The 26,327-nt window shown below is 40.0% G+C and carries 24 protein-coding genes and 2 pseudogenes; 12 read left to right on the top strand and 14 right to left on the bottom strand.

From position 1 onward, the window contains the following. Window positions 1–183 precede the first annotated feature (183 nt). The 4 genes from ydfG (at window position 184) to SLS51_RS08500 (ending at window position 3,443) form a co-directional block, all read left to right on the top strand. On the top strand, window positions 184–933 hold the full coding sequence (gene ydfG / locus SLS51_RS08515) for a bifunctional NADP-dependent 3-hydroxy acid dehydrogenase/3-hydroxypropionate dehydrogenase YdfG (protein WP_323837329.1): 750 nt from the start codon (window positions 184–186) through the stop codon (window positions 931–933). A 132-nt stretch (window positions 934–1,065) separates the two neighbouring features. After that, entirely contained in the window at window positions 1,066–1,428 is a 363-nt protein-coding gene (locus tag SLS51_RS08510) for a DUF1283 family protein (protein WP_323837327.1), read from the top strand. Between the two features lie 24 nt (window positions 1,429–1,452). Beyond that, window positions 1,453–1,731 carry a DUF1161 domain-containing protein gene (locus SLS51_RS08505; RefSeq protein ID WP_323837347.1) on the top strand — a complete coding sequence of 93 codons (279 nt, stop codon included), beginning with the start codon at window positions 1,453–1,455 and terminating at the stop codon, window positions 1,729–1,731. Between the two features lie 314 nt (window positions 1,732–2,045). Continuing rightward, window positions 2,046–3,443, top strand: coding sequence for a metallophosphoesterase (locus SLS51_RS08500; RefSeq protein WP_323837325.1), 1,398 nt, complete (start codon window positions 2,046–2,048; stop codon window positions 3,441–3,443). A 118-nt stretch (window positions 3,444–3,561) separates the two neighbouring features. Here SLS51_RS08500 and SLS51_RS08495 read toward each other — a convergent pair. After that, window positions 3,562–3,858, bottom strand: a pseudogene (locus SLS51_RS08495) (transposase); the annotation flags it as partial. 372 nt (window positions 3,859–4,230) lie between these two features. On the opposite strand from SLS51_RS08495, the gene SLS51_RS08490 reads away from it, so the two are divergent. Then, window positions 4,231–4,623 carry a hypothetical protein gene (locus SLS51_RS08490; protein WP_011146479.1) on the top strand — a complete coding sequence of 131 codons (393 nt, stop codon included), beginning with the start codon at window positions 4,231–4,233 and terminating at the stop codon, window positions 4,621–4,623. A 69-nt stretch (window positions 4,624–4,692) separates the two neighbouring features. On the opposite strand, the gene SLS51_RS08485 is transcribed toward SLS51_RS08490, so the two are convergent. From SLS51_RS08485 to SLS51_RS08470, 4 genes are all read right to left on the bottom strand, one after another. Continuing rightward, window positions 4,693–4,980, bottom strand: a complete 288-nt coding sequence (locus SLS51_RS08485) for a colicin Z C-terminal domain-related protein (RefSeq protein WP_065391844.1) — start codon at window positions 4,978–4,980, stop codon at window positions 4,693–4,695. A gap of 360 nt (window positions 4,981–5,340) precedes the next feature. Then, complete coding sequence (bioD, locus tag SLS51_RS08480) at window positions 5,341–6,048, bottom strand: dethiobiotin synthase (protein ID WP_323837320.1); 708 nt, start codon at window positions 6,046–6,048, stop codon at window positions 5,341–5,343. Window positions 6,049–6,222: 174 nt separating this feature from the next. Then, window positions 6,223–7,434, bottom strand: a complete 1,212-nt coding sequence (mlc, locus tag SLS51_RS08475) for a sugar metabolism global transcriptional regulator Mlc (RefSeq protein WP_323837318.1) — start codon at window positions 7,432–7,434, stop codon at window positions 6,223–6,225. 131 nt (window positions 7,435–7,565) lie between these two features. Beyond that, on the bottom strand, window positions 7,566–8,480 hold the full coding sequence (locus SLS51_RS08470) for a LysR family transcriptional regulator (protein ID WP_323837316.1): 915 nt from the start codon (window positions 8,478–8,480) through the stop codon (window positions 7,566–7,568). A gap of 189 nt (window positions 8,481–8,669) precedes the next feature. On the opposite strand from SLS51_RS08470, the gene SLS51_RS08465 reads away from it, so the two are divergent. After that, window positions 8,670–9,899: an MFS transporter gene (locus tag SLS51_RS08465; RefSeq protein ID WP_439126855.1), complete on the top strand. Its 1,230-nt coding sequence runs from the start codon at window positions 8,670–8,672 to the stop codon at window positions 9,897–9,899. A gap of 154 nt (window positions 9,900–10,053) precedes the next feature. Next, entirely contained in the window at window positions 10,054–11,070 is a 1,017-nt protein-coding gene (locus SLS51_RS08460; protein WP_323837314.1) for a hypothetical protein, read from the top strand. A gap of 128 nt (window positions 11,071–11,198) precedes the next feature. Here SLS51_RS08460 and SLS51_RS08455 read toward each other — a convergent pair. Beyond that, window positions 11,199–13,639 (bottom strand): annotated as a pseudogene (locus SLS51_RS08455) (Tn3 family transposase). 165 nt (window positions 13,640–13,804) lie between these two features. On the opposite strand from SLS51_RS08455, the gene SLS51_RS08450 reads away from it, so the two are divergent. Genes SLS51_RS08450 through SLS51_RS08440 form a run of 3 tightly spaced genes read left to right on the top strand, consistent with a single transcriptional unit; the run spans window position 13,805 to window position 18,081 of the window. Beyond that, entirely contained in the window at window positions 13,805–14,359 is a 555-nt protein-coding gene (locus SLS51_RS08450) for a recombinase family protein (protein ID WP_323837312.1), read from the top strand. Window positions 14,360–14,363: 4 nt separating this feature from the next. Further along, window positions 14,364–16,187: an ATP-dependent nuclease gene (locus SLS51_RS08445; protein WP_323837310.1), complete on the top strand. Its 1,824-nt coding sequence runs from the start codon at window positions 14,364–14,366 to the stop codon at window positions 16,185–16,187. Between the two features lies 1 nt (window position 16,188). After that, window positions 16,189–18,081 (top strand): ATP-dependent helicase, encoded by a 1,893-nt coding sequence (locus tag SLS51_RS08440; protein WP_323837308.1) that lies wholly within the window; start codon window positions 16,189–16,191, stop codon window positions 18,079–18,081. A gap of 242 nt (window positions 18,082–18,323) precedes the next feature. Here the strand turns inward: SLS51_RS08440 and SLS51_RS08435 are convergent, their stop codons facing one another. Together SLS51_RS08435 and SLS51_RS08430 are read right to left on the bottom strand one after the other, a co-directional pair. Then, a complete protein-coding gene (locus SLS51_RS08435; RefSeq protein ID WP_323837306.1) occupies window positions 18,324–18,860 on the bottom strand; it encodes a hypothetical protein in 537 nt (178 codons plus the stop codon). Then, on the bottom strand, window positions 18,857–19,066 hold the full coding sequence (locus SLS51_RS08430; RefSeq protein ID WP_323837304.1) for a hypothetical protein: 210 nt from the start codon (window positions 19,064–19,066) through the stop codon (window positions 18,857–18,859). The genes SLS51_RS08435 and SLS51_RS08430 overlap by 4 nt, the downstream gene beginning before the upstream one ends. A gap of 353 nt (window positions 19,067–19,419) precedes the next feature. Here SLS51_RS08430 and SLS51_RS08425 point away from each other — a divergent pair, with 353 nt between their 5' ends. Continuing rightward, entirely contained in the window at window positions 19,420–19,638 is a 219-nt protein-coding gene (locus SLS51_RS08425) for an antitoxin MazE family protein (RefSeq protein WP_323837302.1), read from the top strand. 221 nt (window positions 19,639–19,859) lie between these two features. Here SLS51_RS08425 and SLS51_RS08420 read toward each other — a convergent pair whose 3' ends face one another. The 6 genes from SLS51_RS08420 to SLS51_RS08395 form a co-directional block, all read right to left on the bottom strand. Next, entirely contained in the window at window positions 19,860–21,506 is a 1,647-nt protein-coding gene (locus tag SLS51_RS08420; RefSeq protein ID WP_323837301.1) for a hypothetical protein, read from the bottom strand. Window positions 21,507–21,678: 172 nt separating this feature from the next. Next, complete coding sequence (locus SLS51_RS08415) at window positions 21,679–22,179, bottom strand: hypothetical protein (protein ID WP_323837299.1); 501 nt, start codon at window positions 22,177–22,179, stop codon at window positions 21,679–21,681. 23 nt (window positions 22,180–22,202) lie between these two features. Further along, window positions 22,203–22,763 (bottom strand): hypothetical protein, encoded by a 561-nt coding sequence (locus tag SLS51_RS08410; RefSeq protein WP_323837297.1) that lies wholly within the window; start codon window positions 22,761–22,763, stop codon window positions 22,203–22,205. A 52-nt stretch (window positions 22,764–22,815) separates the two neighbouring features. Then, a complete protein-coding gene (locus SLS51_RS08405) occupies window positions 22,816–23,061 on the bottom strand; it encodes an acyl carrier protein (protein WP_323837296.1) in 246 nt (81 codons plus the stop codon). A gap of 12 nt (window positions 23,062–23,073) precedes the next feature. After that, entirely contained in the window at window positions 23,074–23,850 is a 777-nt protein-coding gene (locus tag SLS51_RS08400; RefSeq protein ID WP_323837294.1) for a hotdog family protein, read from the bottom strand. Between the two features lie 5 nt (window positions 23,851–23,855). Continuing rightward, the gene (locus SLS51_RS08395) at window positions 23,856–25,106 is read right to left on the bottom strand and encodes a beta-ketoacyl-[acyl-carrier-protein] synthase family protein (protein ID WP_323837292.1); all 1,251 of its coding nucleotides are present in this window, start codon (window positions 25,104–25,106) and stop codon (window positions 23,856–23,858) included. Between the two features lie 592 nt (window positions 25,107–25,698). On the opposite strand from SLS51_RS08395, the gene SLS51_RS08390 reads away from it, so the two are divergent. Further along, complete coding sequence (locus SLS51_RS08390) at window positions 25,699–26,325, top strand: RES family NAD+ phosphorylase (RefSeq protein WP_323837290.1); 627 nt, start codon at window positions 25,699–25,701, stop codon at window positions 26,323–26,325. The last annotated feature ends 2 nt before the right edge of the window (window positions 26,326–26,327 follow it).

Raw genomic sequence — 26,327 nt, 5'->3', positions numbered from 1 at the left:
AAGCGATGGCAAGGATATTGGAATCTCACCTGAAACAACATTTTTGGCGGGATGACTAATCAGGATTTTCTCTCAAAGTTTACAGATCTGGGGGGTGTTCCACAGAACCCCAACAAAGAGGCAACTTGAAAGATAACGGGTATACTGATGGTAGAAACAGTACGAGTAGACAAGGGGTTTTGTATGATCGTTTTTGTGACAGGAGCAACTTCAGGTTTTGGTGAATCAATTGCCAGAAAATTCATTCAAAACGGTGCTAAAGTTATTGCGACTGGACGCCGTAAAGAGCGGTTAGAAAAATTAAAAGCTGAACTGGGTGATAACTTTTACTTTGTTCAACTTGATGTCACTGATCGGGCCGCTATCAACCAGGTTGTAGAACAATTACCCGAATCACTCCGCCATATCGATATTTTAGTCAATAATGCCGGTTTAGCGCTTGGATTAGAACCCGCTCATCTGGCTAATCTGGATGACTGGGAAATAATGATTGATACCAATGCCAAAGGGCTCGTCAATATGACCCGTGCTCTACTGCCTGAAATGGTAGAAAGAAATCATGGGCATATTATTAATATCGGCTCTACCGCTGCAAGTTGGCCATATTCCGGTGGAAATGTTTATGGCGCAACTAAAGCCTTCGTTAAACAGTTTAGTTTGGGCTTACGAGCAGATTTGCAGGGAAAAAATATCCGTGTCACTGATATAGAACCCGGCTTAGTGAGTGGCACTGAGTTTTCTTTAGTCCGTTTTAAAGGCGACAATGATAAAGTGAATAAAACCTACGATGGCACGCAGGCATTAACCGCCGAAGATGTCACTGAAGCTGTTTTTTGGGTCGCTAATTTACCTGCTCATGTCAACATTAATACATTAGAAATGATGCCAGTTTGCCAGTCATTTGCCGGGCTTAGTGTGCACAGAAATGAATAATTACACTCTTCTTGATAATTTGTTGAACATCTTAATGCTATCTTATAATTTATCTATCTGATAGTTTCTTACTTGTGCCATCTAAATTGGCCCTACTCACGCTACTCTCAAGAGAATTCAAGAGGATAAAAGATGAATATTTTTAGTTCTTTGATATTAAAAGTGATGCCAGCTATCGCTCTGGCAATACCATTGTTATGGCAAACGCCAGCATTGGCGGCAACTTGTACTTCTGGAAGTACCTGCGTCACAGTGAATGGCAGCGGAGATTCTGTGCTCGATAAAGAAGCCGCTCGTCAAAGCAAAGAACAATGGAATGAAACAAAAAATCTTCGCACTAAAGTTAATAAACGTGCCGAGAAAGAGTTCGACAAGTTCGATAAAGCCATTGATGCTCGTGATACATGTATGAAAAGTACCAATATCAATGCTTATTGGGAACCCAATACCGAACGTTGTTTAGACAGCAATACAGGTATGCCCATCAGACCGTAATATAAGGTGATGAAAATGAAGATAATGAAGATGAAGAAAGCGCTTTTATTTAGCGCATTGATCTTTACCCTACCTCCATTTGCACTTGCTGCACAAGCTTCATGCGAAAGCGTGAAAGGGCAAATTGCGCAGAAAATTATCAATAATGGTGTGCCGGAATCTGGCTTTACATTGGAAATTGTTGCTAATGACCACATTGAACAAGCCGGTGGTAAAATCGTTGGGCATTGTGAAAATAATACCAAAAAGATTGTGTATACCCGGCAAGGAAGCCAATCTCAAGCTCATTTGACCTCCAAGTAAACCCACATTCTCTTTCTGAAGGAAGATACACAAAGTTCAGAGAAAATATTACGCCAATATTTTACCGTTGATGAATGATGAGATGAATAGAGGTCGAGGCTATACTCCCTCGGCCCCTTTTCATATTATCTCTATGTGAACAACTGCCATCCTTGACGAGCTGACCTGAATGCTAGCCTTAATATAGCTTCCTATGTAAACCGTTAGCTTTTTTAAAACTGACAATTTAAATAATTAAATTTAACATTATAACGTTTTGGAATATAAATATTTTCTGAATATCATCATATTGAAAATTTAAAATAGGAAACGTTATGGGTGATCTTATCACTAAGAAAATACGCTTTGTCGTGGTATTTTTTATAGCATTAGTTGTATCAGGATGTAGTGCTGTCGCAGGAGATCAAACAGAAGCACAGAATTTTAATGGCAACAGCGATGCGCAATCTGTAAAAATTTATTTGCATAATAATACATCACATTCATTAGTGGCTGAAAAAACAGACTTACTTTGGGGAAGTTGGATTGAAAAACCATCGTCATCAATATCCGCATATAGTCGCGATTCATTTGCCGCAAAAGGTAAGATTTTTAGTGGTACCGAGGGCGAAATTATTTATCCTTTACCCAATGGTGAGGATAAGTTAAATGTTCACTGGAGCCTTTCATATTGGGGTGTTCAGAACCACAATATCCATCTCTCCGAGGCATCAACTCATTATAAACTTGAGAAAACAGTTAAAAGCTCATCTACTTTAGGCATACAGATTGATATTTATCTCACTGAAAAAAATATAGACAGCAATTATAAAATTGCCGTGATGTCAGATCCTCAGCCGTGGCGTTTAGATCCTGAACAGGGCGATCCTAATGCCGACAAAAAACCGTGGGAAGAATTAAATAAAAAGGTAGCAAATAGTATCAATAATATTTATGACCGCAATCATCTTGCTTTTGGCATTGTTAATGGTGATCTTACCGAGTTTGGACGCGCTAGTACCAGAAAAAGCCTTGAGGAGATATATACATCAAAAATCAAATTCCCGCTATTTATGGGATTAGGAAATCATGATTATGCAAATAATGTTAATGATTGTACTTATCCCGAAGGTTTTGATTTCAGTCGTAATGCCTGCGCCAGATCCGCTGTCTTTGATATGGCAGAGAGAATAAGTGGTTATAGTAAAGAATTGAATAATTTCTCCTATGACTATGATAATGAAGCATGGAAAGGCAGTTTATCTTATTCATGGGATTTTGGTGATATTCATTACGTTCAATTGCAAAACTATCCTACCTATAATGTCAATTTGGACCACTATATCAGCCCAACCGTTTATATTACAAAATCCCTTGATTGGTTGGAAAGCGATCTCAAATCTGCTCAAACAAGAGGAAAAGCTGTAGTTTTAAATTTTCACGATGGGTACGACCATTTTATTGATAACAGCAGTTATGATGAAAAAGAAAAATTTAAGTCACTGATTAGAAAATACAACGTTATGGCTGTTTTCGTTGGACATTCACATTTTCTTAAAGAATACACCGCCTCGGTATTTGGAAATGCAAGAGTCTATGACAGCGGAGCACTATTTAAAGGTGATTTCTTTATCATTGACGTTAACAAAAAATGCATGCAAATATCTGCATATAATGGAATAGACGGTACTCCAAAGTTTGTTAAAAAAATGACCACTGTTTGTGGTAAATAGAGATACATCGTACTGAAATTTTAGTCTGATGATAAACCTCACTTTCTCGCAAGTGAGGTTTTCTTATTGATTGCTTATAGATCACAATCACGATATTTATGTATATACCCGTCATCTTTCAAGATGCAGTTTTTAGCACCTGAAAATGGTCGTTAATTCCAGACATCAGCGAGTCCGCTATATCAGGTAGCGTTGTGGTGAAAAATTTGAAGACGTTGTCTCGAAATTCATGTTTATCAGCGAAATAACGGTTATTTCGAACAGGTTCATTCATAACCTTCCATAATCGTTCTATCGGGTTTAAATTTTGGCTATATGAAGGAAGGTAATGTCACTCAATGTTGCTAACATAAGCCTACTCCTCCACAAGATGAGCTTTGTTGTCACCCGCACCATCCACAATAAGATGAATTTTTTAATATTTTCCATTTATTAACCATCCTGAATTCGATGATAGGAATATTTTTGATATTACGTCACAAATATCACCCGCTAAAACACCATTATCTCAAGAGGAGATACAAGCTCATATTGCTGCCGGCAATAAAAGAAGAAATAAAAAAAGCAAATAATCTTATTATTAGGGAGTAGAATAGGATGCTCCCCTGATAACATTGCTGATAAAAGATCACAGGAAACAATGTACTTGATTAGAAAACCGAACTCTTTAATAAATTTACCCGCTCTTAATTAATAAAACCGACAAAGAAAAAAATAACTTGCATAAAATAACTTATTTTGGTAGCTATAATTGAGAATACTAATGTCAACAATGAGGGCAAACTGAATGACTAAATTCATCCTTACGCTGTCTATTATCCTTGGTCTTACAGGGTGTGTTTCGCAGAAACAACCACTTTCTCTTGATTACATCGCAGGTAATGAAACATTTCATTTATCCAAACCTTGTATAGAACAAGCTCTTCCTGTAGGAGAAGTCGGTGATGATTTAGCTGTGAATGCCAATAACATTTTTATTAAGGTTAAAAAAGGACTGAATTGTAGTGACCGGTTCAAACTTTTTTTAGCAAGAAACTTAGGGAAAGAGTTGTTTATTTACTTTGACGGTAAGCCAGTCATAAAAACCAGACTTGTTTCTATGATTCATCCAGAAGAAGGCTTCCATCAAGCAGTAGAATCGAAATCATTGTCAGATGGAATTCTTAGATCCTTGAATTAATGAAAAGCCTATGGTTGCTACTCTTGTGTTTCATTTATCCATCAAAAAAAGCAAACCATAGGCTCAACTTTAAGCGTTGTAAATGATCCTAATGACTTGACCTATAGAGTAACTTTTAAACCTAATACGATCCGTACCAGCACCATTATTATCCGTAATTTGATGTGATCCAGGTCCCGTTGTACTTATTCGTTTCACTCCAGTCGATACGGGATATTCAATTTCAACACCAAAAGCTGATGGGGCCGATGAGTCGGTATCAAAACTTATGGTATATACTGAAATTCCTGAATGCATCCGAAGATCAACCCACGGTCCCCATGTTAATGGCGGTGCCCAACCTTGCCTTATCGTCATAACAACCTCCTTCCCAATCAGACCATAATTACGAATGGTATTTATAAGATAGACTGTCACAGCATATATGCACATTTTTTTATGTATTTTTTCAGTATATATCACATCCTTGTGTGATTTATATAAGTGAATTCAAAAATTATCGCTTTTATCAGAAAAAAACCAAGATCACGGTTTATAAAAAACACAAAATAATTAGACAGAAAATTAACTAAATTCTAATTAATATAAAATTATAACTCATTATAGTAATATTTTATGTAGATTAATGAGTTATTAAATGATATATATCCAAAATGGAGGAAGGTAATGATCTCCATTTCGGATAAAATCAAGCATCTTCAATGATTACGGGTATATTTATGTATATTGGCTCTCTATACCAACTTCACTCTCACTTCCCCCAACTTGTTTAAATATAGTGGCGACATCCAAGTAGCAGGATAAATCTTTCTCTTCTGGACGTAAAATATAAGGAATTTCACCTAACTGTGGTGCATTAATATGACGGCGTAACCTATCCATCACTTTCGTATAGTGTGATAAACCAGGATTAATTCTGTTAGCTACCCATCCTACTAATTGCAATCCATCATTTATTATTGCCTGCGCGGTTAAAATTGAGTGATTTACACAGCCAGGCTGAATACCAACAACTAAAATGACAGGGATTTTTTCCCGAATCACCCAATCAAAATAAAAAGTTTCATCATCCAGTAATACACGCCAACCACCGTTACCTTCAATAATAACGCGATCTGCTTTATGACTAAGATTATTTAATCCTTTTTTCATCTGTTCGAAATCAACCTGATTGCCTTCACAATAGCTGTTTTTCCAGATAACTGGGTTAATTTCTTCATATTTAAGCGGAACGGGAGAAGATTTTTGTAGGATCACACCATCTCGATTACGCATACCTTCTTCTGTTTCATACCCTTCTGTGGCGATAGGTTTATACCCTACTGCCGTTGCTCCATCACGATTAAAAGCTTGCAATAATGCACGGGTAACAATTGTTTTACCTATGTTGGTATCTGTCCCCGTAACAAATAGGCGCGTTAACATAAATTCTGTTTTCCATAATGACAGATAGAACCCGGTTAATGAGCGCTTAAGTCTAGAGGATGCAACGATAAGGGAGATTGCGTTAGCTCAATGTTTTGTTTAATTGCTACGCCAATTTAGCGAAAAAATTCATATAAAGTTAATATTACAGCCAGAGAATTTCTATCAAGTATATTATCCTTTCATTAAACTGATCAACAATGAACCATCATATAACGCTTTTTTAACTGATGCTACCGTGGATAATGTACCTGAATTATTGAATTTTGTTGCAACTAATTCAATCTGTTTACTATAGGCAGGCAAAGCGTGTTGTTGAATACATTCACTAATCACCGGATACAAAACTTGTTGTGAAGCATTAAGAGGAGAACCTATCAAAATTTTTTCTGGGTTAAATAAATTGACCATAATTGCGATAATATGCCCAATTTTTACTCCGATATCACGAATAATATCTACTGCCAGCGTATCACCGTTATTAACCGCCTGACAGAATGACTCAACGGTCAGTGGTTCACCGTTTAGTAAGGAATCTGGAACCATTGCCAACTGCCGTTTTGCTCTGGATAAAATATGGCTGATGCCTACAACCGTTTCCAGACACCCCAAATTCCCACAATAACAGCGTTCACCATCAGGTTCAGCCTGAATATGCCCTACTTCCATGACACCACGATTGCCAGCATGCAATGTTTGCCCCGCAATCATCACGCCAACGCCAACATGTTCATCAATGACCATTTGAACAACATTCTGACAATTTTTTGCTGGGCCATATAATGATTCAGCTATCGTCCAGGCGGTTATTTCATGTTGAAGAAATACCGGTAATCCGGTGCGACGATGCAGATATTCTCCTATTGGCAATTCCTGAACCTGGTAATAAGGGAAACTGTGAATTAAACCTTGAGTCGGATCAACAATCGCATTTACCGTCATGCTAATTGCCGTCAGACGCTCAAGACGAGATTGATAGCGACCAAAAAATGCATCAATCTCATCAATAATACTATCTAAAAAGGATTTTTCCTTGTTGACCGGTAATGGTAAAACATCTTCAACAATTAACTTGCTACTTAAATCACGCAGTCCCAATATTAAACTTCCCAAGTTAATACTGACACACAGGAAATGCCAACTTTCAGAATCAAGCTTTAGTCCGGTCGCCGGGCGCCCTCTAAATCCTAAATCCAAAAATTCCGTTTCCATGACTAAGTGTGCATCAACCAATTCACGGACAATCTTAGTAATACTGGCTGGAGCAAGTTGCGCTTTTTTGGACAGCTCAATACGGGAAATTGGACCATATTGATCAATTAACCGATAAACAGTACCAATATTAATCTGTTTAATCTGATCAATATGCCCTGGTTGTCCATCCATTATTTACCTTCGTTATACTCTAATTAATTCACGTTTCAAAATAATTGTTAGCTGATTATGTCGAGGTTTTAGGTAAAAAGTATGATTCTTGCAATAAATATGTGATATTCAGCACGAAGTTTAACTTAATTCTACTTATTTTTTCCATGCAAAATATTAGAGATGAGTAGGTTTATCAGCCTGTCTGCGGCGGCCGATATTGGCCGGTTTTTGTGATTTACCAACCAGACTTCAGAGCAAGAGTGGTTATCAGCTAATGGAATATACTGGACACCATCCACTTTCATTCGGGTAAAAGATTCCGTCACAACACTAACGCCTAATCCAGCAGAAACCAGCCCAAGAATAGTCATCGCTTCGCCTGCTTCCTGTGAAATCATCGGCGTCACGCCTGCTTGAGCAAGTAATGTGATGATTTCATCATATAAAGCAGTCCCCACTTCGCGCTCAAAAAACACCATCGGATAGCCCGACAACATTTCGAGCTTTATTCCCTGTGGAGCATATTCCAACAAAGGATGTCCATCATAAACAGCAAGCATAAAAGGTTCCCGAAATAATAGCCGATACTCAAGGTTATCGGGTAATTGGGTATTACGCATGATGCCAACATCAATCCGTCCAGTCAGTAATGGCGCAATCTGCTGTTTAGTATTCATCTGATGCATATGAATAGCGACTTCTGGGTAACGTTCCCGAAATTGCCGTAAACTCAGAGTGACCTTATTCATAAAAGGTATCGTAGAGGTGAAACCGATAGATATTTCGCCTAATTCCCCTTTTTGCATTCTTGCTGCTTTTGTTGCCGCAGCATCAACCTGAGCCAGGATCTGATAAGCTTCTTTTAGAAACATGTTACCTGCCGGCGTCAAACTCACATTCCGGTTATTACGTTCCAACAACCGCGCATTTATACTATTTTCAAGTGATTGAATCTGCTGGCTTAACGGCGGCTGTGAAATATTAAGCCGTTCTGCCGCACGACCAAAATGTAATTCCTCTGCCACTGCAATAAAGTAGCGTAAATGCCGTAACTCGATAGCCATAATCACCTTTGAGATCTAATACATATCATTGTTAATGATTAATATATTAGACAAAATATTTTACAATTCATATGCTTGATCTTCATCAAAATATAAGCCCGCTAATGAGTTCAGTAAGGAAATTATGTGAGCGCCAGCCCTAGTAGTAATACCAGCCTTAGTAGCAATAATAGCAGTATCAGTGAAAATCTGACTCCCGGTAATCATCTTGTCCAAAATGTTCAAAATAAGAAAAATCATCTTCAGAAAGATGATCCTCTGTATGTTAAAGTGACATTGTCACTCTTTACCGTAGGGTTAGCTGCATTTGCCCTACTCTATTTCGTTCAACCAATCTTACCCATGCTGTCGGATGATTTTGGTGTTTCTCCTGCTACCAGTAGTTTATCTTTATCCCTTTCAACTGGCATGCTGGCATTGGGCTTATTAATCACCGGTCCTCTGTCTGATGCTATTGGCCGTAAAAATGTGATGGTCACGGCACTATTTGCCGCCGCACTTTTCACTTTACTCAGTGCATTTATCACCAGTTGGCATGGGATTCTGGTTGTACGCGCTCTGGTTGGTTTGTCTCTCAGTGGCGTAGCCGCCGTGGCAATGACTTACCTTAGTGAGGAAATCCACCCTAACTTTGTTGCTTTATCAATGGGACTTTATGTGAGTGGTAATTCTATTGGTGGCATGAGTGGGCGATTAATATCAGGTGTTATCACTGATTATTTCTCATGGCGGGTTTCTGTCATCGTATTAGGTTTATTGGCATTAATTGCGGCAATGATGTTTTGGCGCATGTTACCTGAATCGCGCCATTTTAGGCCAAGCTCTCTCAAACCTAACTCTTTATTAATCAATCTGAAATTACATTTTCGTGATAAAGGATTGCCATTACTATTTTCTGAAGCCTTTTTACTCATGGGTGGCTTTGTTACCCTATTTAATTACATAAGTTATCGTTTATTGGATTCGCCTTATCATTTCAATCAGTCAATTGTCGGTATGTTGTCCATTGTTTATTTGGCAGGAACATACGGCGCATCCAAAGCAGGTACATTAACCCATCAATATGGACTCGGAAAAGTGCTGATCGCAACGATAAGTATGATGCTAATCGGTACGCTTATTACCTTATTCTCATCTGTGGTGACAATTATCATTGGGATGATAATCCTCACTTTCGGTTTCTTTGCTGCACATGCTGTTGCCAGTGGTTGGGTCGGACGTCGTGCTCGCCGAGCCAAAGCACAAGCGTCTTCCCTTTATCTGTTTTGTTATTACTTGGGTTCAAGTGTAGCGGGCACTTTTGGCGGTATATTTTGGCTCCAATTAGGTTGGAATGGGGTTGTTTTATTTATTGCCATTCTTATCCTTTTGGCTCTATTTTTCGGGTTTAAACTCGCCAAACTTCCAGAGGCAAGATAATAGAAGACAAGCATTTTTTATCCGCCAGGTAATGTCCTTCATTTTCTGATTTGTCAAAAATTAATGTGTTTTTTTGCGACGATATTAAAAAGCGTGACAACATTGTTCAACAAAAAAACAAACATTAATGCTCATATATAAGGAAGAGTTAATTATGGGAAATTCCAGATTTGAAGGTTTCACTAAAGAGGAAATAAAATTGGCATATGAATTTGATATGCTAAATCAATCTATGGTGATAGCAGAAGCGAATGCCTATGCGTTGCAAAAGCAGTTATATCGCCTTAGCGAACCACAAAAACTGCTAAATAAAATAGGTCGAAATGCACTGGTGGAGATTAAAGACACGATGATACGTTCAGTGCCTGCTTCAATATGTGCCGGGTTGGCAGGTGCTGCTACGGCATCAGGTGGCCCCGCTATCTCTTTTCTCGCCAGTGCGGCAGCGGGAAGTATTGGTGGAGAATTGGCAAAACCTATTACGTCAAGAACCGGTGTTCACACTCAGTTGTATCCGACCTGTACCGGCAATACAATTAAAAACATTGAGCAAGAGGTACAGAGGAAATTACAAGGCAAATTGAGTGGTTACCCCAAGCTACATGAACTATACCGTACCTATATCAACAAAGAATATACGCGGGATTTTGTACTTGATACCGCACTGGCAAATACACCTGATGTGGTTACCAGTGCTATAACAGAAGGTGTCAATAACTGGACGGCGGGTACTTTCAGTTCCATGCTGAAATATGGCCCAATACCGGTTGCGGCTTTAACTGCGGCAGCGGGATTAGATCCTCGTGGTATTTATAATAAAGGCAAAGATACACTTCATGCTATGGCTAGCATAAAACCTGGGCCACACGCAGGAGGTAATCTGAAAGCGAAAAAACTGGAAAAATTACTATGTACTTATCAGGAATATTTACCCTATCTGGAGCAAAATTTATTTCGCGCACGAGATTGCTTAACGAAATTGATTAAATTGCTGAACAGCAATCTGGATAGAAAATTAAATGTTGAAGCATTCATGAAGAAATCCCCTAATCTTGTCTTATCATATAAGAACGCTCACATGGCATCTCAAGAAATTATCAATATGCTTGAGTTATTGATTATGCTGGAAAAAGAAAGAGAAAATCAGGTAGTCAGGGAAACCTGTTTATAAAATTAATCCTCTTTTAGGTACGTTAACGCAAACCAAGTGACCTAAGAGAGGGTTTTAATCAAGGTGGTGTACTTGACGGTATCTAAAGCAATTACGGGGCTTGAAGTCCAGCGGAACGAAAATGTACGCTAAGGCCATTCTTCCAACTCGGATGGCTGCTTTAACGGTCTGAGCTGGCCATTCAGAACCTGCTCTGCCAAGGTAAACGAGTAGTGGCCCAGCATGTTCACATGCTTATGACTGAGCGGGGATAATCTGGCTTCGTCCTCTTCTTTCACATCCTCGCCCTGTTGTCGTAAGTGGTCCAGGGCTGCCTGTATATAAATAGTGTTCCACAACACCAGAGCGTTGGTCACCAAACCCAGTGCGCCAAGTTGATCTTCTTGGCCCTCCCGATACCGTTTCCGTATCTCACCGCGCTGCCCGTGGCAGATGGCCCGAGCGACTGCGTGACGACCTTCGCCGCGATTCAATTGTGTCAAGATTCGGCGGCGGTAGTCTTCATCATCCACGTAATTCAGCAGGTACAGAGTTTTGTTGATCCGGCCAGCTTCAATGATGGCTTGCGCTAGACTGGAAGGACGCTCGCTTTTCAATAGTGATCGGATCAGCTCAGAGGCCTGCACGGTACCCAGCTTGAGCGAACCCGCGATGCGCATCATGTCTTCCCAGTGATGTTCTATCTTTTGCGGATTGGCGCAACTGCGGGCTAGGTCATTCAATACGCCGTAGTTCGCGTCTTTGTCCACGCGCCAAAATACGGACTCACCGGCGTCAGCCAAGCGCGGTGAAAACTGATACCCCAACAGCCAGAATAAGCCGAACACCATATCGCTGGCACCAGCGGTATCGGTCATGATCTCCACCGGATTAAGGCCCGTTTGCTGCTCCAGCAGCCCTTCCAGCACAAAGATGGAGTCCCGTAGTGTTCCTGGAATGACAATGCCGTGAAAGCCGGAGAACTGATCTGAGAGAAAGTTGTACCAGGTAATCCCGCGGCTAGAGCCAAAGTACTTCCGGTTGGGGCCGGCGTTTATGGTGCGAATGGGCGTGATAAACCGCATGCCATCAGCAGAAGCGACTTCACCTCCACCCCATTTTTTGGCTAGGGATAAAGTCGATTGGTAATCCACCAATTTGGCATTGGCCTTCACGAGAGTCTCAGCTCGGAGGTAATTCTGCTTGACCCAGTTCAACCGATGTCGGGTTAACGCAGGCACATGATGTTTGATCAGAGGCTCCAAGCCGATATTGCAGGCCTCCGCCAATAACACCGCGCAAACGCTGATGCTCAGCTCCTCGGTGCGGGCATTGGATTCGCTGACATGGATAAATTCGTCGGTAAAGCCAGTATGAGCATGGATCTCCAACAGCAGCTCGGTGAGATCCACGCTAGGCAGCAAGGCGTCAACCTGTTTAGATAGCAAGGCGAGACTCGGCGGCACATCCAATTTATCAAAATGTGTGATAGTTAGCGTTGGACGCTTGCTGGATAGGTCCAGCTCAACCGCCTTGTTGTCATCAAAGTTTTCAGCCACTTGTTTGTAGGTAACATCCAGTTGGCGAACCAGGCCATCGATGGCTTCTTTGGGGTTCAGAGGGTGACCAAGTGACCGGCACACCTGAATGCGGTTGGCCTGCCATTCCACGCCTTGCAACAGTTTGGCCCTCGGATCTCCCCAACGATCACTGTTCTCGACGTAAACATCACGGCGGCGCAGACTGTCTTGCAGCTTATCAAGAAAGCAAAGCGTATAACCCCGTTTAGTCACTCGCCCATCTTTGTCAAACACTAGGCGTTTCCAGGGATTGGAAACAATGTCCAGCGGTGCCTCTTCTAGCAGCTGCTTGCGTGATTCCAGCATACGAGCCAAATATTGGTGAGCTTCCAAAGTCGCTTCGCCTGCCGGAGCTGCTTTAAACTCGATATCACACAGTAACTTCGCCAAGAAGCGTCTAACCCGGCCATACTGCTCCACCATTTCATCCTGAAAGTTATTGTCGTAGGGCCTCGCGAGTTCATGAACAGTGGCAATGGATTCCGCCAGTTTTTCACGCGGCATTCTGGCAAAGATAGCCGATCTCAACAGTTCATCTTGCATGTTCTCATTGAGTATCAAGGCGCAAACTTCAGCCAGGGTTAACGCTGATTTATCCAGGTCCTTCAGTGTCCGTAGTCGCTTTTTTTGTCCTAGTTTTTTGGCCTCACCGGCAATGTAAGTGATCAGTAAATCCAGCACGTCCAAAGCCTCATCAAGTGCGATGGTTTCATACGCCTTGGCAAACGCCACCAGGATGGCAGTGCGCTTGCTCTCTGGCATACGGGCGATCTTGTGCATGGAGAGCATACCGGCGTGACGAGCGATATTTTGAGGAAAGTTCCCAGGAATCGAACACAGCCAAGTTGTAAGGCGACACCGAAACGGTTTTGATCGCCGCGTCGCTGAAGGAGAAAGGCAAGGTCAGCTTCATCCAGATGAAAGTAGCGGGCCAACTGCACTTCATTCGGTTCGCCCGTGAATTGCCCATAGCTGGCTTTCTGTTCCGAGGTTAAAAAATCAACGGGCATGTGTTCCCCCAACCAAAGTGGCGTAAATCGCGAGCGATTGAAGTGTCTAATAATTTATAACATTGTGGACATCATAAAGTGATCAGCATAAACTGTCTATTAAATCACTTAATAACTATTTATTAGACACAAAGTCTACTAATCGATTTAGGAGCCAAAGTAGCTATGAGACACTTCGGATATGCTCGAGTCTCCACCAGTCAACAGTCACTTGATATACAGGTTAAGGCTCTTCTGGGCGAAGGCGTCCATGCCAACCGAATTTTCACTGACAAGGTATCAGGTAGCCATGCAAATCGCGAAGGTCTCCAGATGCTCCGGCTTAAAGTGGAAGAAGGCGATGTTATCTTGGTGAAGAAACTTGACCGAATGGGCCGTGATACAGCTGATATGATCCAGCTAATCAAGGAATTTGATGAAATGGGTGTATCCATCCGGTTCCTCGATGATGGGATCAGCACTGAAGGGGTGATGGGGAAGATGGTGGTTACTATCTTGTCAGCGGTCGCCCAAGCTGAACGTCAGAGGATACTAGAGCGAACAAACGAAGGCCGCGTAGAAGCAAAGGCCAAAGGAGTTAAATTTGGTCGAAAACCTACGATTAACAAAAAAGAAGTGCTTTCCCTTCGTCAGCAAGGTCTTGGGGCTACAGAAATTGCCAGAAAGTTAAACATTGGTCGCTCTACGGTTTACAAAATAATTAATAATAAACAGGCTTGAGATAATGAGTATTCAGATAGATACAGTTCGTATATCCGGATTTAGAGGAATATCAAATATTGAGATAACTCTTCCAAGAGTAGCCGTTTTACTAGGGCAAAACAATGCTGGAAAAACGTCAGTAATAAAGGCGTTGCAGTTAGCAATGGGTGACTACTCGCGTTACTTATCTGATGAAGATTTTCATATAGGCGAAGATGAAAAACGCCAAGAAGCTATCACTGTCGATCTTCGTTTTATAGCAGTTGACGATGGTACTAGAGCTAAAGAATTTTCAGAAAATTGGCAGCGGGTATTTGGCGATAAAATTCAGTCGGAGCCTGATGGGAGTCAGTTTGTAGCTATACGGACTGTTGCAAAACCAGATCGAGTGAAGGGCGGCTACATTGTTGAGCGGTTTCATTTGGATGCATGGCCAGAACGTACTGGCTGGCAAGATGTTCGGATTAATAATAAGAACAGATTGGGTAAGCGATTGGAATCTGTGCCTTTTATTCCGATTGATGCGCAAAGAGATATACATAATGAATTGAAAGAGAAGTCTTCATTTGTGGGGCGAGTGCTATCAAGTGTTGAGTACGACGATAAAGACGTTGCTGAGTTGGAACGGATGGTGGCCGAAGTCAATAAAGAAGCTATCGAGAAGAGCGAACCACTCAAGCGATTGAAGACCCACCTAGACAATTTAAATCAATCATTTGAAGGCTCGGGCCAAACAGAGCTTACCCCGTTTCCGAAGAAGATACGAGATCTATCAAAGCGGTTTAGTGTGAATTTCGGTGAATCTGATAAGAGCTCATTCTCAATGGAATATCATGGTATGGGTACGCGTAGTTGGGCATCCATGTTGACCGTAAAAGCCTTTACCGAACTCTTAGCCAAGAATCACGAAGAGGAAGCAGAGCCGTTTTTCCCAATTATGGCCGCCGAAGAACCTGAAGCACACCTGCACCCGAATGCGCAGAGGACGCTGTATAGGCAACTTATCGATGTGCCTGGACAAGTGATTATCAGTACTCACTCACCCTATATTGCCGGCTTGGCAGAGCTGCATGAAATTAAGTCCCTAAGCAAGCCAGAGAATTCGGTTCAGGTATATCAGCTAAGAGATGAGTTTGAAGACGATGATCTAAGAAAATTGAAAAGAGAGGTGGTTCACTCTCGTGGTGAACTATTGTTTTCAAAAGCAATAGTCTTATCGGAAGGAGAAACTGAAGAACAAGCTCTACCTGAACTGTTTGAGTCCTATACTGGAAAGCACCCCTTTTCGCTTGGAATAAACTTCGTAGGAGTTAATGGTTCAGGAGCGAAGTATCGTCCTTTTCTTATTTTGGCGAAAGATCTCAACATACCAGTGTTCATATTTAGTGATGGTGAAGAAAAAACGGTTAAAGAGCTCAAGAAGAATTATGAAAAAGTGTTTGGGCCTACTGATATCGAGAAAGCTCCTAATATCACCATACTTGAAGGGACTGATTTCGAAGGCTATCTGTTAAACCAAGGCTTTAATGAGTTGATAGAACAAACTATTCAGGAAATCGACGGTAATGATGCAATAGATAAGTGGATTGGGAAAAAAGATGGCGCATTGTTAAAGCGGATTAAAACTGATAAGCCAAGCTGTGGAACCTGTAAGCAGCCAATTTTTGAAGATGTGCAGAGAGATTACTCCGGTGATGATGGGCGAGTTCAAGCAATTCTCGAAATTCTGGATTCACGCAAGCCGCTTTATGCAAAGGCAATTACTGATAATCTGATTAAATTGCCGAAAGAAAGCTTTCCTCAAAAGATCATTGAACTATTCAAACAAATTGAGTCAGGAGTCTGATATGAATCTATCGAATGCTCAGCGCCAGATCGTTGAAGCTCCTATGGATACAGCCATTCAAGTACTTGCATCAGCAGGTTCAGGTAAGACGCGTGTGTTAACAGAGCGTGTTCGACATATTTTGGGGAAAACAAAAAAAGACGGTGTTATCGCTCTTACCTTCACGAATAAAGCAGCAGAAGAAATGAGTGTGCGTTTAACTGACTTCGATCAGGTAGAAGACAGAACTTGGATCGCCACGATTCATTCGGTCGCGCAGCGTATTTTGGAGAAATATGGCCATACCGTTGGTTTGCCATCGGAGTTGCATATATATGATAGAGATAAAGACCGCATGGAAGTCTTTATGCAGTCTTTACGTGAAGATGGCATTGATATAGATGACTATCTTGCCATTACAGATTCAAAGGAACTAAAAAGCAGGGAAAGAAATCTGCAATCCTATATGGATATATTCTCGAAAATAAAAAGGGAGCTGCTTACCGAGCTCGAAGTCACTGAGTTATACCCAAATAACAATATCTGGAAAATATATCAGGATTATCAGACTGCATTACTCAATAGTGGCGGTATCGATTATGACGATATTTTAGTGTATGCGCATCGAATACTACTCACACATGACTGGATAGCAAAAATATACCGCTCACAGTATAAACATGTCTGTGTTGATGAAGCCCAAGATCTTAATAAAGCACAGTATGAGTTTATCAAGGTGCTTTGCGGTGATGTGATAAAAAGTGTTCTGATGGTAGGAGACCCTAATCAAATGATTTATGGGTTTAATGGATCATCAAAAGACTACCTCTGTTCAAGTTTTATTAATGATTTTACGCCTCAACAGTTTGAGCTGAAGGAAAATTATCGCAGTACCAAGGCGGTTATTCGTGCGGCAAACAAGTTGCGGCCAGGATCACAAGCAGAGATTGATTATGCCTTAGAGGGTGGCGTTAGCATTTCAGAGTTCGATTCTGAAGAGGATGAAGCTGCGGCAGTTGTTGCCACTATAAAGTATCTTCTGGAATTGAAAGTTCACGATGAGATTGAAGGCGAGATTTCACTGAACAATATGGTCGTGATTGGCCGTAATCGGTTTGTTTTTGGCAAGCTTGAAAAATGCCTTGAAGATAATTCGATACCTTACTCTTTGAGAAAAGGAGAGAGGCAGCTTGAGCCCTCAACTAGATTCGGAAAGGTCTTGGACTATGCCATTAGAGTGAAGTTGAATTCTAAAGATTGGGTGGATGGGAAAAAGTTATGCCAAGTACTGAGTATCTCTGAGCCAGCCAACTGGACAACTAATGTATTGCGAGAAATGGCAGCTCAAATTTCATCAGCAGTAGATGAGTACTCTGCGATATTCGAAAAACTTCTTTCTACTATCGATAACTTAGATATTGAAAACCCTAAAATTCCCAAGCTAGTAAAGGAGTTTAATGACCTTCTCACATCGTTAGTTGAAAATCACAACGGTGTTTCGGACGATAAAATAGAAGACGTTAAGCTGAGTATCGAAGAACTTAAAGAGTTTAGTGGTACGTGGACCCGATTCAAGCGTAAGGGCTTAGGTGATTCATTGGTGGCATTTAGAAATTCATTGGCATTAGGTCAACTTTCTGAAAGTAGTATAGATGAAGGCCTAACTCTAAGTACTGTGCATACGATGAAGGGTTTGGAAAAGGATATTGTATTTTTGATAGGGATGTGCGAAGGGGTTTTTCCTGATTACAGGGCTAGGACGGCCAAAGAGCTCGAAGAGGAACGCAATAACGCTTTTGTTGCGGTGACGAGAGCGAAGCGTTGGCTGTACGTGTCTTATCCTAAGCAGAGAATGATGCCTTGGGGTGATCTTAGGTTTCAGCAGAAGTCCCGCTTCATTAGTAAAATAGAGTAAGTACTTTGAAAGTATCCAATGGAGTTAATTACTTACCTTAGAGTACGTTTTCGTTCCATTGGACTTCAAACCCCATTACCAACCCTCTTGGTATATACCCGTCATCTTTCAAGTTGCCTCTTTGTTGGCTGCACTCACTCACCCCGGTCACATAGTTACCTATGCTCCCGGGGATTCGCTCCCTTGCCGTCGCGATCCATCTTGAAATCCATAGGGTATAGCTCACACAACTAAGCCATTCACTAATTAATAATGACTTGAAAATCTGTAGAAATTAAATTTGCTAAAAAATTTGAACTCACTTTATTTTTTACAAAAAAAGAGAGATTTGGAAATATAGAATCTTTACCACTATAACTTAATTCACCCTCTTTTATAATATAACAACAGGGTTCAATTAAATTTATGCTGTACTCTCCAGCTCCTGTATCATCGGAATATATACCAAAATTATCAAAACCGTTCTCAACATATTCCCCATTATTGAAAAACCAATCTTGAGTTGGCTGCTCCCTAGACATTTCTGCGGTAAAATTTCGGGGAGTGAAAAACTGAGCTTTAAACGTAAATGCAAGATAAAGATTTGAAATATTTGGATAACAAAATAAGTTGCGAAATTCTGAAATATTCTGGCCATCTAACCATATAAATCCTGGAGTACCAATGCGAAAATTCAAATTCTCCGCATTCCATTTCTCTATCTTTCTATCGGGTGCTAATGGGAATTTCATCACGATACCATTTGGAGCATATTTGTTTACATAAATATTAGTCATCATTGTGCCTCATCTTTTAATTTATACCCGTTATCCTTCAAGTTGCCTCTTTGTTGGCTGCACTCGCTCACCCCGGTCACATAGTTTTCTATGCTCCCGGGGATTCGCTCCCTTGCCGCCGCGATCCATCTTGAAATCCATTGGGTATATTTACTTGGCTCAATAGCCCCAACCTTGTTTATTATCTCTTTTTCACAGTATAATGCCATAATCGGATTACCGCTAATACTCCACGATCAAAATTACTTCACATTCATCACACTGTTAGAAAAAATAATAAAATCCCGAGATTTATTCAGGTAAATGCAAAATATTCACCTACTGAAAAATTATTATCAGCACTGATATCAATATTAAAATAATATACAGCAAGATTATTCTCATATGAAAATAAACAGGAACTCGGACAACAAGAATACGCTAGATTAATACCTTAAAAACCTTTTGGGATTTTAGCTCGATATTTCTGCCTACATTGAAAAAAGATTCCCAACAACTTTTACTAACGTGTTGCATGTAACGTTTTTTTGATTATATTAGTTACATGTCACGAGGGTGAAGTATGAATAAAATTGCAGATCGTGTCAAAAAACACAGACAACAGCTCAGGATGTCAGGATTAAGACCCATTCAAATATGGGTGCCTGATACACGCCTTCCTCATTTTAAAGAGGAGTGTCGGCGTCAAAGCCATCTGGCTATGGCAACACAGGATAAGGAAACCGATACACTATTAGAAAATGCGATAAATGAACTAGCTGATTCAGGAGACTGGGAGTGAAGTGGGAGAAAAAAATCATCATCACATAACTTCTTGCAAAATAGTTTTAAATTCAATTTTCGACTTCTCATAAAAGGCGACACAGACGTCGCCCCCTAGTTATTATTTCGTTCAGCCCGCAGAATCTTTATATTGTCAAACGGCCTCGTAACACATTACGGGTGTTAATGGACGATTGACTAAATAGATTTCCGGTACTATTTCGAAATGCTTGGTTCACTTCAACGGCTCGAATAGAGGGATGAACATTTATCGCTACGTTTAATTTCTTTTTTCGTGCCGGGGTCAATAATTTGTCCTATCATTCGGCCGGAAAGATCATAAGACTGGTCCGTAATGACATGGTTTACATCAACTTTACGGAGTTGCCGATGTGTATAAATGGAGGTCACATTTTTCGATTCCATATGTGTACCATCAAAACCCGTCACCGTAGAGTTTGTCGTCATCTCACTATCTGAATATTCATATTTAAATGTGGTAACCGTTTGTTGGTTATTCATCACCGACGTTATTTTTGCTAATGAACCATGAGATTTGTTTGTCGGTGAATTAACATAGTTAAAGGTCCTGACTATTTTACTGTCTATCGTCTCTGAGGCTTTACTGACATATTCCTTAACATAAGCGCCGGTAAAAGTGGGCAGTTTTTGATACGTGTAGGAAGTCACTCTATTTGCGACACTTTGAGCAGCATCAGGTGATCCTTTTTGCGTAATTGATTTTAAAAACCGGGAAAAACCCAATGGATCGGCAGGGCAATTATTACCTTCACCATTCACCGGATAATAAACGTATTCTTTCTGTATCCCACTGGTCTCAGTAATAAGTAAAGTATTTCCCCAATCATCGATTTTAATATTAACACTCTCTTCTCGTGAAGTATTGGTCTGTAAATCTGTGTAACGCGTTAACACATGAGAGGGTTGTTGTAAATTTTCTGGTTGTTCGGAAAAGCTTTTTGACGAATCTTCATTGTAAGTAATTTCTGTTGTGATCCTCTTATTATCTTGTGTTTTTGCTTCTTTGGTCATTAAATGAAATTTATCAAACACTCTTTCTGTTACTGAAATAACATTTTGACCGTTTAAAACACGTTCAATGGATGAATAGGTATATTTCCCTGTAACCAGATACAAATTATCTTGACTGGAATCAAAACTTGTCCGGCCAGAAGAATAGCCCAAGAAATTATGTACTGAACTATATTCATAGGATTTGCTGATCGCAGGCTGCCCATTACCAGGTTGAATAGTCAATGCAGCAGCATAAGGAATAGATTCCGTGTCCGTCACTTTATGTCCATTCTCTTTATAACTTACCAGCTCAACATAACCTGTTGGTGTACGAAAAGCGCTAATAACCGGAAATACCCCTTTTAATGTCTGATAAGTCATCTTAAATCTGGCAGAATCAATAGGACCAGAAGCATCATAAGGTACAGTCACAGTAATGAGGTAATCATTGCGATAATCGAATACAATTTTCGCAGAGATATTATTATCATCTGGGTATTCAACTGATGTACAATTATTTCCAGAGTAATTAAGTTTAAGGTAAGTCTTACCCGTCACCCGGTATTTTATTTCGGATAATGCAAATCTTGAATTATAAATTAAATCAAATGCTTCACCATCTGGAAATTCAAGTGCAACCGTTTTCGCAATATCACTTGATCCAATTCGTTTAAGTGTCTCTATAATGCCATTTTTGTTATAAACATAAAAGGTATTGCTATCGAGTTTATATACACGTAAATCTTTTAATTTTTTATCTTTAAAGCTAATATCATTATTATTAGGTGGCAATGGCTTACATTTAAATTGCTCTCCATTTGCTCGGCTAAATGTGAGTGTTTTTACATCCAATGTTGTTAATGAAAATCGCCAACCAATACCAAACCCATTATTTAACGTTGTTAATGGCGAGAATGACAGATTAAGTACCTGTTCAATGTACGCTTCCCATCCGTATCTTCGAACGTCATTTTTGCCATTAGGTATTCTGTACTTGTTCTATTACTACTATACCCTATGGATTTCAAGATGGATCGCGGCGGCAAGGGAGTGAATCCCCGGGAGCATAGCAAACTATGTGACCGGGGTGAGCGAGTGTAGCCAACAAAGAGGCAACTTGAAAGATAACGGGTATAACATAACGATAGATAATTTCAGGAATACTCTTCACACTGTTCTGATAGTTTTCATTTGTACAGCAATCTCCCGCATGATTTATTACCGGCTCCTCAGTAAAAATATCAGCACTATAAACACCATTTAATAACCCAAGATCATATCGATTTCTTATATCTGTTGTTGTCCATCCTGAAGGCATTTTTAATTGGTCATATATGAGGCTATCACTCAATGCAGCCACCTGAATCGATCTTTTTTCAGCATCACTAAGTGCTAATTTTACCCAATCACCATTCCTATATTCTTGTTTAAGTACAGAGATTTTTACCATACATTGATGACGCCCATTAGCATAAAAATTGTCATCAGTTTTTTCAATGGTAAATGTTGTTATTTTCTTTTCCATCACACTCTCCATAATATTGTGAATTAAGCTATAATAGAAAGAATATCAAGTTCAAAGCCATAATATGGCCCTTGCAATTCGGTAATAATTCTGACACGATAACGTTTTGATAAATCGTCTTCAAATTCCTTCAAAGCGTTCATGATAAATTCGCTATATTTCCCTTGTGCAAAAAAGATAAATTGCGTGGTTGAAGGATTGATAGAAACATATTTACCCAGTGCATGGCGTAACGTCTTAATAAATAGTGAACCATCTTCATTTAATTCGAATAATTTTCTGTCTGTCGTCGTCCTATCCATAAAATTGCCTTCACCTAAAAGGTAAATATTTATCTCACGATGGTCTCGACGCAGTAAAAACTGTTTATTGATATCCAATTCGAATATTCTTGGCTTAATAGTTTTATCAAGTAAATGGTCTGGAATAACAAATTCAATCAAGAAACAACGCCCATTCACGATAATAGGCAAATGTTCTCGATCAATTGAGAAACAACACAAATTTCCAACCCACGAAGAGCCTTCTGTCTCTGAATATGCTGAATATAAAGCAGCAACCTTACCTTTCTCAAGAATATTCATTATAACCTCTTAATATTAATGGTGAAAAAACAGCATTAAATCAAAAGTCAACTTACAGTTTTGATTTTACATAATTAGTGAGCTCATCTAATGTTGAAATAGAATGATCTGAAAAAAGTTCAGCTTTAAGCATAATGCCATACGTTTCCAATACAAACACTTGAATTTCCACATAGTCAAGGCTGTCAAATTTAAGTGAAACAAAATAGGATTCTGGTGTTATCTCTTCCTCTTCGATATCCTTCATCATTAATATTCTATTTTTTATTGCAGTAAAAATATCACTTTGCGTTGGCATTTCGCTTTCCTTTTATTTCATCTTAGAGATAATTGAAATCTTTGATACAAAAATAGGGTTTTTATCATATAAACATCGATAATAAAAAATACGGATATAATCTTTAGGGCCATTCTTAATCAGTAAAGGAGGATTTAATTCAACACAAATATTTGGAGAAGATCGTAATATTGTACTATTAACAATGTCCTCCCTGATCTTAATCGCTTGTCCGGTATGCAACGTAAAAGATTGATTCAGGTAATCTTGTAACTGGTTAAATTGGTAGTGTTCAAAATTAAGAAAACTTGTCGAATTAATGGCAAGATGAAAAGCAAGTGCATCCAGAAACCATCCAATAGATGTGACACTGGGGAAATAATGTCTAAAGACAGCATATTTTTCACAAACGCCTTTCCTTGTTATCGTCAATTTTTGGCAGTTATCTTGAACAATCCAATTTTCAATTGACTCCATTGTATTTTCTACACTGGTATTGCCGGATAACGCACTTTTTCTGCACGGATTTTCCAATTTAAACGTTTGGCTTTCAGTATCAATTCTCAACTGATGTGGTAATGCAGTATAAACATATTGACGGAATGACGTATCAATATTCAGTATTCCAGATGTAAAGGCGGAAGCTAATTGAGAGAACTGTTGCCTGACATAAAGCAAACTCAACATTCCCTGCACAGGGTGCTGCTGCATATTGTGTAAAAACTCACTTTTCGCCGAATAATGGATAGGATTAAAATCCCCAGAGAAATTCGACCAATGTTCAATGTCTTCCATTTCAAAAATCAACATATCAGTTACCTTACCTTAGAGATAACCAACGCAGCGTTATGTCCCCCAAAACCTGCACTGACATTAAGCGCCACTTCTGGTTGAGCGGTGTAGCAATGTTGATTAGGTAAATAATTAAGGTCGCAATCTGGATCAGCCTGATGTAAATTCAATGTTGCTGGCAAGCAATTTTCAGTTAATGCCTTTACACATACAATAGTTTCGAAACTACCCGCGGCAGCAATAAGATGACCGGTATAAGATTTTGTGCTTGATATAGGTACCTGATAAGCATATTGGCCTAGTGCTGCTTTAATTGCCTGAGTTTCATAAAGATCATTTAACGGTGTAGAAGTACCATGAGCATTAATGTAGTCAATATCTTCCAACGAAATCTGCGCCTGCTCGATGGCTTTGGTTATCGATAATACTTTAGGTTCAATATCTTCTGTTGGCCGGGTTAAATTAGCGGCATCTGAATATTGAGCGTAACCTTTGATTTCCGCCAGAATCGTTGCCCCACGCGCGACAGCCGAATCATAATCTTCCAGGCAAACCACCGCCGCTCCTTCGGCCAATACAAATCCAGAGCGATCAAGACTAAATGGACAACATGCAAGATTGGGGTCCGTTTGTTCTTTCGACAATGCATTCAGTACATCAATACTCCAAATATTACATTCTCGGGTAAGTGATTCAGCGGCCCCGGCAATCATACATTTTGCTCGCCCTGAGCGAATAATTTCAAAGGCATCACCTATTGCCATTGTGCCCGTTGCACAGGCAGCCATAACGGTATTCTGATAACCACGTAGTCCATACATGATCGAACATGCCGCCGTCATGGAACTTGGCATGGTGATAAGATTACTCATGGGATGAGCTAATTTTGTTTTCTTATATTGGCAAGCATGATCTCCGACATTATCAATAGCCCCCCAGCCACTGCCAAGTATTATTCCACATTCATATTTATCGTAATATTCAACAGGTGATATCACCCCAAACGCTTGGGTAAGAGCTTGATACGTCGCTTTCAACGCCATTTTTCCGCAGTCAGAAAGCATATGAGTCAATTTTTTTGGTAATAACTGATAACGGGATGGATTGGGTGCGAGGAAAGAAAAGAAACGTGAATTAATGAATGAGTCGGGAAATTCAATTCTGTGAAATCGATGCTGTTTCTCAATAATACTTTGCCAACATGATTCAACATCTTCACCAATCGGCGTTACCGCTCCCATACCTGTAATAACAACTCGTTGAGTTCTCTGCATATTGGTTACCATTTATACATGGATTGAGAATGTCAATTTTTCTAGCTATAAAATAGGCTAATGAAGACATATCACCATAATCATAAATAAGTATTTTTAATACTCTTGGCTAATAGAATCGTTATTTGTGAATTATGTAAAACTAACTGACAGGTTATTTTCTCTATGTAATAAAACCGATGATAAATATCCACAAACAAATATATTATTATTTTAATATCATTATATTTGGCCTGCAAAATAATTGATTACACCACATTAGGCTGTATTATCATGATAAATCCTGAGAATTTATTTACCATTAACTCATTATTCTGTTTAATAAAGCATATACCCAACCCCCTTGTTTGTAATATACTGCCCACAACTGGATAAATACACAGCACTATACCCAATGGATTTCAAGATGGATCGCGACGGCAAGGGAGCGAATCCCCGGGAGCATAGGGAACTATGTGACCGGGGTGAGCGAGTGCAGCCAACAAAAAGGCAACTTGAAAGATGACGGGTATATACATCTTCATTGTCCAGTTAATGTAATAACATCGGAGACAACATATGGCTGAAACAGGCAAGGATACAGGAGTGTTCAGTGGTAACAAAATCAGAGGCAAGCCCTGACTCAGTGACAAAGCAGCAGCTCGATACCCTCACCGTCGATAAAATTACGCAAAGTATCATTATCATCTCAGCCGGCACAGTTTTTTACCGGCTACAAGAGGGTAAACACGGGGGCAATGGCGTATTTTTTAACCGAGATGGAGGACATACCCGGTACGGGTTAACAAATGGCATAGATGGCAATTTATATCTTGCCAGCTCTCCAAGAACATCGATGAAGGAGGTGTTTCAACGTCTGCCAGCCATTACAGACCGGGAACTGGATGGGTACCATATGGCTACATTGATGACAGAGAAAAATCTACGTATTGTAGACATTACCCGGCTTGCGCCGAAAATGCATATCACCGCCCATCAACTAACCGGCACAGACTACCGGATCACACAGCAACTCGCGGCAAAGCTATCACCGCACGCAGATGGACTGGCTTACGTGTCTAACGTCACGTTTGAGCCTTGCATGGTACTTTGGCATGACGATCCTTCTGGTAAAAACGTGATACACACCAAGGAACTCAAAGTACTCAGGGAATTTGAGTATGAAGGAGAAATTGCCGAAGATATCCTGGTGAACGACCTGGATATTCCCGTAATATAACA

Origin of the sequence: Photorhabdus africana, assembly GCF_035181445.1 — a bacterium.
Classification (GTDB): Bacteria; Pseudomonadota; Gammaproteobacteria; order Enterobacterales; family Enterobacteriaceae; genus Photorhabdus; species Photorhabdus laumondii.
Note: the sequence above shows the minus strand (reverse complement) of the source record. Positions and strands in the feature narration are given on the sequence as shown.

Coding starts and splice junctions, on each gene's coding strand:
- SLS51_RS08400 (WP_323837294.1), bottom strand. CDS start 23,850: ATGTTGATTTTTGAAATGGAAGACATTGAACATTGGTCGAATTTCTCT.
- SLS51_RS08510 (WP_323837327.1), top strand. CDS start 1,066: ATGAATATTTTTAGTTCTTTGATATTAAAAGTGATGCCAGCTATCGCT.
- SLS51_RS08425 (WP_323837302.1), top strand. CDS start 19,420: ATGAATAAAATTGCAGATCGTGTCAAAAAACACAGACAACAGCTCAGG.
- ydfG (WP_323837329.1), top strand. CDS start 184: ATGATCGTTTTTGTGACAGGAGCAACTTCAGGTTTTGGTGAATCAATT.
- SLS51_RS08460 (WP_323837314.1), top strand. CDS start 10,054: ATGGGAAATTCCAGATTTGAAGGTTTCACTAAAGAGGAAATAAAATTG.
- SLS51_RS08450 (WP_323837312.1), top strand. CDS start 13,805: ATGAGACACTTCGGATATGCTCGAGTCTCCACCAGTCAACAGTCACTT.
- SLS51_RS08505 (WP_323837347.1), top strand. CDS start 1,453: ATGAAGATGAAGAAAGCGCTTTTATTTAGCGCATTGATCTTTACCCTA.
- SLS51_RS08445 (WP_323837310.1), top strand. CDS start 14,364: ATGAGTATTCAGATAGATACAGTTCGTATATCCGGATTTAGAGGAATA.
- SLS51_RS08430 (WP_323837304.1), bottom strand. CDS start 19,066: ATGGCATTATACTGTGAAAAAGAGATAATAAACAAGGTTGGGGCTATT.
- SLS51_RS08415 (WP_323837299.1), bottom strand. CDS start 22,179: ATGGAAAAGAAAATAACAACATTTACCATTGAAAAAACTGATGACAAT.
- SLS51_RS08395 (WP_323837292.1), bottom strand. CDS start 25,106: ATGCAGAGAACTCAACGAGTTGTTATTACAGGTATGGGAGCGGTAACG.
- SLS51_RS08410 (WP_323837297.1), bottom strand. CDS start 22,763: ATGAATATTCTTGAGAAAGGTAAGGTTGCTGCTTTATATTCAGCATAT.
- SLS51_RS08470 (WP_323837316.1), bottom strand. CDS start 8,480: ATGGCTATCGAGTTACGGCATTTACGCTACTTTATTGCAGTGGCAGAG.
- SLS51_RS08440 (WP_323837308.1), top strand. CDS start 16,189: ATGAATCTATCGAATGCTCAGCGCCAGATCGTTGAAGCTCCTATGGAT.
- SLS51_RS08485 (WP_065391844.1), bottom strand. CDS start 4,980: ATGACGATAAGGCAAGGTTGGGCACCGCCATTAACATGGGGACCGTGG.
- SLS51_RS08435 (WP_323837306.1), bottom strand. CDS start 18,860: ATGATGACTAATATTTATGTAAACAAATATGCTCCAAATGGTATCGTG.
- SLS51_RS08500 (WP_323837325.1), top strand. CDS start 2,046: ATGGGTGATCTTATCACTAAGAAAATACGCTTTGTCGTGGTATTTTTT.
- SLS51_RS08405 (WP_323837296.1), bottom strand. CDS start 23,061: ATGCCAACGCAAAGTGATATTTTTACTGCAATAAAAAATAGAATATTA.
- mlc (WP_323837318.1), bottom strand. CDS start 7,434: ATGGATGGACAACCAGGGCATATTGATCAGATTAAACAGATTAATATT.
- bioD (WP_323837320.1), bottom strand. CDS start 6,048: ATGTTAACGCGCCTATTTGTTACGGGGACAGATACCAACATAGGTAAA.
- SLS51_RS08490 (WP_011146479.1), top strand. CDS start 4,231: ATGACTAAATTCATCCTTACGCTGTCTATTATCCTTGGTCTTACAGGG.